The sequence below is a fragment of the Brevibacterium sp. NPDC056726 genome (assembly GCF_042790515.1).
Lineage (GTDB): Bacteria > Actinomycetota > Actinomycetes > Actinomycetales > Brevibacteriaceae > Brevibacterium > Brevibacterium sanguinis.
Genome location: NZ_JBHTYZ010000003.1, coordinates 252,863 through 264,336, shown reverse-complemented (window position 1 = coordinate 264,336; position 11,474 = coordinate 252,863). Strand labels below are relative to the sequence as shown.

At 68.6% G+C, this 11,474-nt stretch carries 10 protein-coding genes; 3 read left to right on the top strand and 7 right to left on the bottom strand.

Annotation, left to right across the window (positions count from 1 at the left end; all coding sequences use genetic code 11):
• Positions 1-90 precede the first annotated feature (90 nt).
• Positions 91-3,315, bottom strand: coding sequence for a hypothetical protein (locus tag ACFQ91_RS07510; RefSeq protein WP_198500664.1), 3,225 nt, complete (start codon positions 3,313-3,315; stop codon positions 91-93).
• 289 nt (positions 3,316-3,604) lie between these two features.
• On the opposite strand from ACFQ91_RS07510, the gene acs reads away from it, so the two are divergent.
• Positions 3,605-5,539 (top strand): acetate--CoA ligase, encoded by a 1,935-nt coding sequence (gene acs / locus ACFQ91_RS07505; RefSeq protein ID WP_198500663.1) that lies wholly within the window; start codon positions 3,605-3,607, stop codon positions 5,537-5,539.
• A 114-nt stretch (positions 5,540-5,653) separates the two neighbouring features.
• A complete protein-coding gene (locus tag ACFQ91_RS07500) occupies positions 5,654-6,061 on the top strand; it encodes a phage holin family protein (RefSeq protein ID WP_140955493.1) in 408 nt (135 codons plus the stop codon).
• A 365-nt stretch (positions 6,062-6,426) separates the two neighbouring features.
• Here ACFQ91_RS07500 and ACFQ91_RS07495 read toward each other — a convergent pair whose 3' ends face one another.
• Positions 6,427-7,200, bottom strand: a complete 774-nt coding sequence (locus ACFQ91_RS07495) for a CoA pyrophosphatase (protein ID WP_140955492.1) — start codon at positions 7,198-7,200, stop codon at positions 6,427-6,429.
• Positions 7,197-7,937, bottom strand: a complete 741-nt coding sequence (gene nth / locus ACFQ91_RS07490) for an endonuclease III (RefSeq protein WP_181365654.1) — start codon at positions 7,935-7,937, stop codon at positions 7,197-7,199. The genes ACFQ91_RS07495 and nth overlap by 4 nt, the downstream gene beginning before the upstream one ends.
• Positions 7,938-8,135: 198 nt before the next feature.
• Between nth and ACFQ91_RS07485 the strand changes: the two genes are divergently transcribed.
• Positions 8,136-8,813 carry a Crp/Fnr family transcriptional regulator gene (locus tag ACFQ91_RS07485; RefSeq protein WP_137827074.1) on the top strand — a complete coding sequence of 226 codons (678 nt, stop codon included), beginning with the start codon at positions 8,136-8,138 and terminating at the stop codon, positions 8,811-8,813.
• Positions 8,814-8,970: 157 nt separating this feature from the next.
• Here ACFQ91_RS07485 and ACFQ91_RS07480 read toward each other — a convergent pair whose 3' ends face one another.
• From ACFQ91_RS07480 to ACFQ91_RS07465, 4 genes are read right to left on the bottom strand one after another with little or no spacing between them, the layout of a single operon-like run.
• A complete protein-coding gene (locus ACFQ91_RS07480; RefSeq protein WP_140955491.1) occupies positions 8,971-9,735 on the bottom strand; it encodes an MBL fold metallo-hydrolase in 765 nt (254 codons plus the stop codon).
• Positions 9,732-10,706 (bottom strand): hypothetical protein, encoded by a 975-nt coding sequence (locus ACFQ91_RS07475; protein ID WP_140955490.1) that lies wholly within the window; start codon positions 10,704-10,706, stop codon positions 9,732-9,734. Before ACFQ91_RS07475 ends, ACFQ91_RS07480 begins: the two co-directional genes overlap by 4 nt.
• Positions 10,696-11,169: a RidA family protein gene (locus tag ACFQ91_RS07470; protein WP_140955489.1), complete on the bottom strand. Its 474-nt coding sequence runs from the start codon at positions 11,167-11,169 to the stop codon at positions 10,696-10,698. Before ACFQ91_RS07470 ends, ACFQ91_RS07475 begins: the two co-directional genes overlap by 11 nt.
• 30 nt (positions 11,170-11,199) lie before the next feature.
• Positions 11,200-11,355 carry a hypothetical protein gene (locus ACFQ91_RS07465; RefSeq protein ID WP_171007136.1) on the bottom strand — a complete coding sequence of 52 codons (156 nt, stop codon included), beginning with the start codon at positions 11,353-11,355 and terminating at the stop codon, positions 11,200-11,202.
• Positions 11,356-11,474: the final 119 nt, after the last annotated feature.

The following is an 11,474-nucleotide window of genomic DNA, read 5'->3' as shown; positions in this document are numbered from 1 at the left end:
TCACCGCTGGTGACGGCGCTGAGCGTGGGCAGCCCGGGCGGGATCGACCCGCGCTGAGTGCCCGGCCCGTCCACAGGCCCAGCACACGAGTCAGCCGCGCTGGATGCCCTCGATGTTGCGCAGCAGGCCTTCCTTGCCGTCGGAATCGCGGACGGTGAACGTCGTTCCGCGGTCCTCGAGCGCGAGGAACCATTCGCCGGGGTAGATCGTGAACACCGGCAGGCCGGTCTTCTCGTCGACGGCCTCCCGCGGCTCGGGCACGGCGAACCAGAAGGCCTGGATGACCCCCCGCTCACCCTCGTCCGCACCGCTGCGGTCGCCCGAGGCAGCCGCATCGGTCGACGCCGAGTCGTCGGACGAGGCACCCGTGCCGGCCGCAGGCGCACCGGTGCGGGTGTCCCTGTCGGAGTCCTCCCGGTAGTTCGCCATCGGCACGTACTGCGTCGGCTCGTCCGAGTCGGGCGGAGTCGTCCGCTCGCTGGTTCCGCTGCCAGCAGCACCGTCGCGCTCGCTCGGGGCGGCGGAGCGGGTGGTGTCCGTGCGGGCAGTGTCCGCCCCGGCTTCCGTGCGGGCAGAGTCGGTGCCCGCGGTTTCCGTGCGATCAGCGTCCGTGCCCGCGGTTGCGGTGCGGTCGCCACCGGATGCGGCAACGTCCCGGACGGCGGCCGCGTCGAATCGCGCAGTCGCGTCATCATCCCGGGTGACATCGGCGTCCGTGCCGGCCGACGGGCCAGCTGTCGCCGAGTCTCCACCTGCGGAGCCGCCCGCGGCCGCGGTCGTCGCGCCGGCAGCTCCCGTCGCGGAGCTCGAGGAGTCCGACGACCGGCGGTCGTCGGCGACATCGGTGCCGGTCGGATCGGCGCCGGGCGCCTCATCGATGTGTCCGTCAGCGGTGACGACGGTCGCCTCCGTCGTGCGGATGTTCGTCTCATCGCCGTCCGGGGTCGCCGTCTCGTCGACGACGGTCGTCTCGGTGCTCTCCTCGGTCACACCGCCGGGGCCGCCGACGAAGATCCCCATCGGACCGGGACCCGGCTCGTCCTCGCCGGTCGCTGTCGAGGAGGCCACGGTGTTGCCGTCGGCGAACCGGGCCGCTGCGGTGGTCTCGGAATCAGCGGGCGTTCGGTCCCCTGCGGATTCGTAGCTCGTGGCCGTCGCCGACCTCTCCGCATCCGTCTGCCCGGTGCCGCGTGCCGCCTCGGTGGCCGTCGAGGCCGACCCTGACGTGGCCGATTCTCCTGTCGCCGAGGCGGTCGTGGCCGAGTCCGCGTCAGGTGCGGCGTGGCGTCCGCGGCGACGTTCGGACACCGAGGTGATCCGCTCCGAGCCGGCGTCCGCCGAATCGTCGTTCCTCACGGCCTTGCTGATCGCGACGGTGTCATCGGGTCCGCGCTCGGCGGACCGATCCGAGGTGTCGCCGCCCGCGACAGCACCGTCAGAGACAGCACTGTCGGCACCACCACGGTCGGCGGTGCCGGCTTCCGAGGCAGCCCGGTCGGCAGGCACACCGTCTGCTCCGGCGCTGTCACTCGTCGAGACGTCGCCGGATCGCGTCGAGGCGGCCCCGGCAGCGACTGCCGCACCGGCAGCCCCGGCGGCTACTGACGCACCTGCGGCGACACCGGCATTGTCGGAGCCACGGTGGTCATCCTGGCCGGAATCACGGCGGTCACCCTGGCCGGCGTCGGTTGCGCGACCGTCGGTTCCGGCGGCCCCGGCACCGGTCGGATCATCGCCGACGAGCGGTTCGTCCGAGACCACGGTCTCCGATTCCCACGACTCCTCCTCGCGCTGCGCACCGAACCCGAAGGTCTGGGTCGGCTCGCTCTGCGAATGCTGAGGATCGCGCGGATGCTGAGCGCCGAGGTAGGTCTGTCCCGACCCGGTGCTCTGCACCGACTGCTCCTCGGATCCGGCAGCCGGCGGGGCGAAGGACGAATCCGACCGCCCCGCGGAACCGCTGTAGTCCGACGACGGGTAGGAGTGACGCCCTGCGTGTCCCTGTTCGCCGCCGGTGGGCTGGGCGGAATACCCCGGCTGGTCGGAGGCGCCGGTGGCACCGTATCCCTGTCCGTGTGCCGTGGGATCCGCGGTGAACTGCTGCTGGCCCTGGGGGTCGAATGAGCCCGACCCGGACTGGCTGTCGAACTGACCCGACTGGCCACCAACCTGCTCCTGGCCCTGTCCACCGAACTGGCCCTGCGCACCGAACTGACCCTGCGGTCCCGGCTGGCCCTGTGCGCCCCAGCCGTCCTGGCCGGGTGCGCTGCCGAATGCGGCAGCCTGAGCGCCGGGCACATTGGCCTGGGGAGCCGGGTGCTGTGCCCGCTTGCCCACCGGTCGCGCCTTGGGGTGCGCCTGGACGCTCTCGCGCGCGTCGAATTCCTTGCCGAAGAACGGCAGCATCGTGAAGACCCCGGCGAAGAACGCCACGAGAGCGGCGAAGAACGCGAGGTAGGCACCGACATGCCAGTACGGCACCGAGGTGACGAGATCGACGAACGCGTACGTGAACGCGACGGCGGCGAGCACGGAGATGAACTGGTCGATACCGAGCGATCCGACCCGCAGGCCGCCGTTGCCGAGCTTGTTGACGAGCACCGCCGCGACGATGAGGAGGATCGCGAGCACATTGAAGACGAGAGTGCCCATCGCATCGATGTTCCACGACCACAGCGGCAGCGGGATGAACTCGAACCTCTTGAACGGGACGAAGAGAACGATGAGAGCGAGCAGTCCCGCGAAGAGCAGGAAGAGATCACGCAGCGTCAGCGGGCCGATGAGGCCGGGACCCGAGCGCCGTGGTCGCTGCTGCCCGGGCGCTCCCGGCCCGAACTGGGCGGGACCCGACCCGTACTGCGATGGTCCGGAGCCGTACTGCGACGGTCCGGAGCCGTACTGTCCCGGACCCGCACCGTACTGCGACGGTCCTGAACCGTACTGAGCCGGACCTGACCCGTACTGGGAGGGGCCCGAGCCATAAGGCCCTGGCTGAGCACCGGGCTGGCCGCCGGCGGGCGGCCCGTACGCTGATGGACCGGAACCGTACTGGGCAGATCCGTACTGACCCGATCCGGCCTGGGCAGCTCCGGGCTGTCCGGAACCGTACTGTCCCGGCTGACCGCCCTGCCCGGGACCGTACTGTCCGGGGCCGGAACCGTACTGTCCGGCGCCGGCGGGCTGACCGCCGAACTGCTGACCGCCGTAGGCTCCCGCCTGTCCCGCAGGCGGCTGATTGTTCGGCCCTGCATTCGGCGCGTTCTGGTCATGCCACGGCGGCACTCCCTGGCCGTTGGGGTATTGCGGCGAACTCATCGCGGGCTCCAGTCGATCGGGGAACAAGGTCATGTCTGCAGCGTCCATCACCGCAGGCCTAGGGCCATCCTTGCAGACCTCGGCCCTCATGTGCAGTCATTCGACACCGACAGTCCCCTTGTCCGACCGCCGGCGACCGTGCGAACCCGGCAAGTCTTAGCACAGCAGGGTGCCGATGACTACCCCCGACTGACGCTGTTCAGCGCCTGAACGGCGGTGACCGCACCGCCTGGCCCGGGTATACAGTGCAGAGAGAATCTTCGTTCCATCAAAGAAGCCGGAGGGAATCATGACCGACAGCACCGAGGCGACCGAAACCTTCGCCCCGCCCGAGGAGTTCGCGGCCGCAGCCAACGTCAAGGCAGACGCCTATGAGCGCGGTTCCGACGACTTCGAAGCGTTCTGGGCGGAGCAGTCGCGTGACCTCGTCGATTGGCAGCAGGACTTCACCGAGGTGCTCGACTGGTCGAATCCGCCCTTCGCGAAGTGGTTCGCCGACGGCAAGCTCAACGTCGCCTACAACGCGCTCGACCGTCATGTGCTCGCCGGCAACGGCGACCGGGTCGCCATCAAGTTCGAAGGCGAACCCGGCGATTCCCGTGAATACACCTATGCCGAGCTCCTCGCCGAGGTGTCGAAGGCGGCGAACACGCTCACCGAGCTCGGCGTCAAAGCCGGCGATCGCGTGGCGATCTACCTGCCGATGATTCCCGAAGCGGTCATCGCGATGCTCGCGTCGGCCCGCCTCGGCGCTGCTCATTCCGTCGTCTTCGGCGGGTTCTCCGCCGATGCGCTGCGCTCGCGGATCATCGACGCCGAGGCGCGGGTCGTCATCACCGCCGACGGCAGCTACCGTCGCGGGAAGGAGACGAGCCTCAAACCCGCCGTCGACGAGGCCCTGTCGACGGGAGACACCCCGGTCGAATCCGTCCTCGTCGTCCGCCGCACCGGCCAGGACGTCGACTTCACCGAGGGCCGCGACATGTGGTGGCACGACACCGTGGAGAAGGCGAGCCCCGAGCACGAGGCGGAGTTCTTCGACGCGGAGAACCCTCTGTTCATCCTCTACACCTCCGGCACGACGGGCAAGCCCAAGGGCATCCTCCACACCTCGGGCGGATACCTCACGCAGGTCCTCTACACGATGAAGGCCGTCTTCGATGCGAAGCCGGAGACCGACGTCTTCTGGTGCACCGCCGATGTCGGATGGATCACCGGACACTCCTACGTCGCCTACGGCCCGCTGGCCATGGGCATGACCCAGGTGATCTACGAAGGCACCCCCGACACTCCCGATCAGGGTCGCTGGTGGGAGATCGTCGAGAAGAACAAGGTGACGACCCTCTATGCGGCACCGACGGCGATCCGCACGTTCATGAAGTGGGGTGAGGACATCCCCGCGAAGTACGACCTGTCCAGCCTGCGCCTGCTCGGCAGCGTCGGCGAACCGATCAACCCCGAGGCCTGGCGCTGGTACAACCGGGTCATCGGCGGCGGTCGCTGCCCGATCGTCGACACGTGGTGGCAGACGGAGACCGGCGCCCACATGATCGCGCCGCTGCCCGGCGTGCTCGCGACCAAACCGGGGTCGGCTCAGCGTCCGATCCCCGGCATCGCCGTCGACGTCGTCGACGACACCGGTGAGAACCCGGCCGGACCCGAAGGCGGCCTCCTCGTCATCCGCCAGCCGTGGCCGTCGATGCTGCGCGGGATCTGGAAGGACCCCGAGCGCTTCAAGGAGACCTACTGGTCGCGGTTCCCCGACACGTACTTCGCCGGTGACGGGGCGCGCCGCGACGAAGACGGGGACATCTGGTTCCTCGGCCGGGTCGATGACGTCATGAACGTCTCCGGCCATCGGCTCTCGACCGCTGAGATCGAGTCCGCGCTCGTCGCCCATCCCTCCGTCGCCGAGGCGGCGGTCGTCGGTGCGGCCGACGACACGACCGGGCAGGCCGTCATCGCGTTCGTCATCACCGTCGGCGGAGTCGAGGACAGCCCGGAGACCGCCGAGGAGCTGCGCCAGTTCGTCGGCAAGGAGATCGGACCGATCGCCAAGCCCAAGCAGGTGCACATCGTCTCCGAGCTGCCGAAGACCCGGTCGGGCAAGATCATGCGGCGCCTGCTCAAGGATGTCGCCGAGAACCGCGAGGTCGGGGACGCCACGACCCTCGCCGATTCCTCGGTGATGAAGCTCATCGAGGAATCGGTGGCGAAGTCCTGATCCGACGGTGGGATCGGCGCGGGCCGAATTCAGTCCGCAACGTCTTTGGCGAGCACGAACGTTGAGACTACTCTTAAGGAAGATTGTCACACCGTTCTGTCGATAGGAGCACTCATGGCCGAGAGGTCGATCAGCGAACTGATCAAGGACATCGGCGACGATTCCAAGGCGATCGCCGAGGAGGAGCTCGCCCTGGCGAAGGCCGAGGCCACCGCCGGTGCGAAGAATCTGGGCATCGGTTCGGCACTCGCGCTCGTCGCCCTGTTCTTCCTGTTCCTGTCATCGTTCATGGTGATCTTCGCCGGCGCCTCGGCGTTCCGTGAGGGACTCGGATGGCCGTGGTGGGGAAGCTTCCTCATGATCTTCGGCATCCTCGCGGTGCTCGCAATCATCCTTGTGCTCATCGCGGTGCCGATCCTCAAGAAGGGCAACCCGGTGCCCGGCGGGGCGATCGCCTCGGCGCAGGCACTCGTCGCCGCCGTCAAGCGGGCCCTGAAGAACCCCTCCGGCCCCCGCTACTGAGCCGGTGCCCCGCGACCGGGGCACCGACAGCAAGCAGGCGAATGGCGCCGAGACTCCCCCGGGAGCTCGGCGCCATTCGCGTCCCACCCGGGTTCGCCTCGCGTCGCGTCCGGCAGGCACTGCCTGGGCGACTCGCCGGCGGTGCCGAGATCGTGTCGGCCAGAAGTACTCGCGCGGTCGACAAGTTGTGGAGCATTTCGACTTTTCGCCATCATCCACTGTCAGCGCGAAACCTCTGACCGGCAGAACGACGTTTCGCCAGCAGAACGACATTTGCCCACCCACGTCCCCGCGGGGACGTTTCGGTGGAGCCCACCCACCGAGGCGGCTCCGAGCCTGCGAAGCCCTCCCCCGAGACCGCGTCCTCAGAAGTCGATGTCGATGTGGGCGTCGCGGTCCCAGTCGACGGCCCAGCCGAGTTCGTCGAGGGCGAAGTCGAGGATGCCCGCGGTGAAGCCCCACACCTTGAAGACGCCGACGTCGAAGGCGGGGGTGGTCAGTGCGAGGTCGGGGCGGGAGAAGCTGCCGCGGTTGGCCGGGGCGACGAGGTCGGCGATGGCGACGCGGTAGACGGAGTACGACTCGGCTTCGTCCATGACGGCGACGACGCCGGGCACCGCCCAGTAGCCGATGACGGGGGTGACCTGGAACTTGCTCACGGGGATGTAGAGCGGCTCGAGCTGGCCGAGGACGTCGACGCTGGCGGGGACGATGCCGGCCTCCTCTTCGGCTTCGCGCAGGGCCGCGGCGATGAGCGAGTCGTCCTCGGGATCGCGTCCGCCTCCGGGGAAGGCGACCTGACCGGGGTGGTGGCGCAGCGTGCTCGCGCGCTGGAGGAGCACGAGGTCGACGTCGGAGACGCCCTTGTCCGCCAGGGCCGGGAGCACGTCGCGGCCGGCGGCGGTGCGGGGCTTCCCGCCGCGACCGAAGAGCATGAGGACTGCGGCGTCGCGGACGACGGCATCGCCGCGGGCCTTCGCCCGGCGCAGCCACAGCGGCGAACCCTGTGAGGCGGCGAGGCGGGTGAGCTGGTCGCGCAGCTCGGCGTCGGCCGGGTTGTCACTGCCTGCCGCCTCGGCGCCGGTCGACCCCGATCCCGTACGGTCGGCATCGTGGAGTCCGTGGAGGAAATCGCTCATGCCAAGGGCGCCATCTCGTACCGGAACATCTCACGGGCCTTCTCGGGGTCGAGTTCGCCGATGCCGAACGACGGGCACAGGGTCATGAGCGGGCACGCTCCGCACGCGGGTCTGCGGGAGTGGCAGATGCGACGGCCGTGGAAGATCACCCGGTGCGAGAGCAGGGTGAGGTCCTTGGTCTCGAAGAGTCCGGCGATGTCCTCTTCGGCTTTGACCGGGTCCGTCTCCGTCGTCCACCCGAACCGGCGCGCGAGGCGGCCCATATGGGTGTCGACGGTGATGCCCGGGGTGTCGAAGGCGTTGCCGAGGACGACGTTCGCCGTCTTCCGTCCGACGCCGGCGAGCTCGACGAGCTCCTCCATCGTCCGCGGCACCTCACCGTCGTACTTCTCGACGAGGTCGCCGGCGAGCTTGACGATGTTGCGGGCCTTCGCCCGGTAGAACCCTGTCGAATGGATGAGCTCCTCGACCTCGCCGAGGTTGGCCACCGCGAGCGCGTGCGCGTCGGGGAACGCGGCGAAGAGTCCCGGGGTGACCGAATTGACGCGGATGTCCGTCGTCTGGGCGGAGAGCACGGTGGCGATGAGGAGCTGGAACGGGGTCGCGAAGTCGAGTTCGACCTGGGCGTTGGGGTACACCTCGGCGAGGATCCGGTTGATCTTCCGGGCACGTCGCTTCTTCCCCAGCGGGGTCTCCTTCGCGAACTTCCGCGCACTCTTCTCTGCCACCGTCAACACGACTCACCATCCTAATCCGCGGGAATCGAAACCGCAGTTGTCCCGCTCACACATGAAGGGACCCAAGCGAGGCAGTCTCCAGGAAACGACAACACACCCTCATATTCCTCATTCATCCGCCCACACGCGCGCATTTGGTGGTATAGGTACCCTTGACCAGGTAGATTTATGTGTGGAGACCATCACAAGGAGGACATTGTGGATACAGAAGTTGTGCGGGGCGCAACACTTTTTGCCGGACTCGATGACGAATCGACGAGCGCGCTGATGAAGTTCATGAACCCGCGGAGCCTCCGCCGGGGCACCGTGCTCTTCCACGAAGGCGATGCCGGAGACGAGCTCTACATCGTGTCCACCGGAAAGCTCAAGATCGGCCGCGAGTCCTCCGACGGCCGCGAGAACCTGCTCTCCGTCGTCGGGCCGGGTGAGATCATCGGCGAGCTCAGCCTCTTCGATCCGGGCCCGCGCTCCTCCACCGTCACCGCGGTCTCCCAGTCCGAGCTGCTCAGCCTCAAGCACGAGGACCTCACGACGTGGCTCAAGGATCGTCCGCAGGCGGGACTCAACCTGCTCAAGGCGCTGGCCCAGCGACTGCGCCGGACGAACGAGACGGTCGGCGACCTCGTGTTCTCCGATGTTCCCGGTCGTGTCGCCAAGGCGCTGCTCGACCTCGCCGCACGCTTCTCGAAGCCGGCTCCCGACGGTGTGCTCGTCGCGCACGACCTCACGCAGGAGGAGCTCGCCCAGCTCGTCGGTGCCTCCCGTGAGACCGTGAACAAGGCCCTCGCCGACTTCGCCGCCCGTGGCTTCATCCGCCTCGAAGCGCGTTCGGTCGTCATCCTCGACATGGAGCGCATGCGCAACCGCGCCCGCTGATCACACCCCGCAGGCCCCTAACCGGCCTCCAGAGTGAGACGAACGCCCCGACAGCAGTCGGGGCGTTCGTCGTCCGTCCGATAAGTCCAGGTCTCTCGATGAGCGTCCTCGTCGCCCGCCGGCGGTCAGGCTACCGAGGCGGTCGTCCGCTGACCTCCTACGCGTCCTCGGCAGCGAGCTCACCGAGGTAGCTGAGCTGGGCGCGCACGATCTGCTCGGCGGCCCCGCGGACGCTGGGATCGACGTCGTGGTAGACGATGTCAGTGACCTCAGCCGCCGTCGTCGCACCCTGAGCGAGAGCGGCGCGGACTTGGCCGATGCGCTCCTGCCGGTGGGTGCGGTAGTGGTCGATCACCTCGGCGGGATTGTCGATCGTCGGTCCGTGCGCCGGTTCGATCCGGGTGTACGCACCGGCATCGAGAAGCGCACGGAGGCGATCGAGGCTGTCGAGATAGTCGCCGAGGGAGCCTTCCGGGTACGTGACGATCGTCGTCCCCTCCCCGAGGATCGTGTCGCCGCTGAAGAGTACGCCGTCGTAAATGATGCTGATGCTGTCGCTCGTGTGCCCCGGGGTCGCGACGACCTCGAGGACATCGGCAGGATCGCTGCCGAACGCGATCCGCTGCCCATCGCGCACCGGCGGGGTGTGCCGGGCGAATCGGTCGAGCACCGCATAGACGGGCACCTCGGGCGCCCATTCGTCGACGGACCCGAGCATATCGGAATGATCGGCGTGCTGGTGGGTGAGGACGATCGCGGTCAGTCTCCGGTCCCCCACCTCGGCGAGGATGGCCTCCCGGTGCTCCGCCAGCTCCGGTCCCGGGTCGATGACCACCGCCGAGGTGTCATCGGCCGAGGCGATGACGTACGTATTCGTCCCGGTCAGGGTCATCGGTGAGGGATTGTTCGCGCGGATCCTCATGTGTCCTCGTTCTCCTCGTCGACCACGGCGTCGTCGTCCTCGCCGCCCAGGCTCATGAGGCTCGGGCTCTCGTCCTTCTCGTCGTCGCCGACGGCCACCTCGTTGTCGCGCAGCGTTCCCTTGCGATGGAAGTCGCGGCGGGGCTGGATGATCAGCCGCCATTCCCCGTCCTCGTCGATGATCTCCGGACGCAGCGGGTGGATGTCGCGCACCTGCGCCATGGCGGCACCGACGCTGTGGACGGGCACGAGGCTCTCGACGATGAGGCGGGTGCTCGCACTGATCCGGTTCGGATCGTCGGCCGCATCGGCGAGGATCTCCTCGGGCCGCTGCCACCGCCCCGAGCTCTCGTTCGAGGTGAGGAAGTCGACCTCCTGACCGAACGGCACCGCGGCGAGGAAGTACGTCGTGTCGAAGCGGTGGAGCTGCGTGGCGGTGTTGATCCACCGCATCCACGGTTTGAGCAGATCCGGGCGCAGCTTGAGATCGCGCTCGCGCAGCACCTGCGTCCAGCCGATCTCATTCGACAGGAGCTTGTACCGGACGGACTGCCAGTCCGTCTGCGGCGAGGCGACGAGGTCATGGTCGACGTTCTCGGCGAGCATGACGCCGGTCGCCGCGAACGCAACCCGTGCGGCCGCCGAGAACTGCTGCAGCGCCCGCGACTTGTTCTCCAGCGCCAGCGTCCGCGCACAGCGCGTCGACTTCCACCCGGTCACCGGAACATTGCGCAGGTCGGTGGGCCGCAGCTCCCCCACCGGGTAGGCGAGCCGGTTGCGGTCCTCGACCCCGCGCACGTCGAGCTGGCGGGTCACGAACGTCTCGAGCCCCTCCCGGGTGTCCCGGACGAGGATGATCGCCGAGGCGGGACGCGGAGGCTCGGGAACGGGCCGCCGCCCCTCGGTGCGCCAGAGATCGAGCAGCCAGGTCAGCTCCGAGGAGACGGGCAGATTGCGTCCGCTAAGCGGCATCGTCCTCGACCTCGACGACGACCTCGACCTCGACGGGAGTGCCGAGGGGCAGGGTGTTGACGCCGACGGCGCTGCGCGCGTGCTGGCCCTTCTCGCCGAAGATCTCACCGTAGAGCTCGGAGACGCCGTTGATGACGGCCGGCTGCTGGGTGAAGTCGTCGGTCGAGTTGACGAAGCCGGTGACCTTGACGACGCGGACGATCCTGTCGAGATCCCCGATCACCGAGGCGATGGCCGCCAGGGCGTTGAGCCCGGCGATCCTGGCCAGCTGGTAGCCGGTGTCGACGTCGACCTCGGCGCCGAGGTGGCCCGTCGTCGGCAGGGAGCCGTCGACGACCGGCAGCTGACCCGAGGTGTAGACGTAGTTGCCGGTGCGCAGCGCGGGGACGTAGACGCCGGCGGGGGCGGCGACCGTGGGCAGCTCAAGGTCGAGTTCGGCGATGCGGTCGAGCACTTTCGACATGGGTGGTCTCCTTCGACGAGGTGCGGTGGGTCAGGCCTTGGGGCGCTTGAGGTAGGCGACGAGTCCGTTGTTGTCCGGTCCGGGCACGACCTGCACGAGTTCGTAGCCGTCCTCACCCCACTGGTCGAGGATCTGCTTCGTCGCGTGGACGATTAGCGGAACGGTGGCGTATTCCCACTTGGTCATGGCTCTCCTTGCCTGGTTGTCGTCGCCCGGGCCGCCCGGGCGGGATCGGGCGTCGCCGGTGCCCGGAGGACCCGCGACGACGCCGCTCCCCACACTAGCGGAGATGCGCTGGGCGTGGG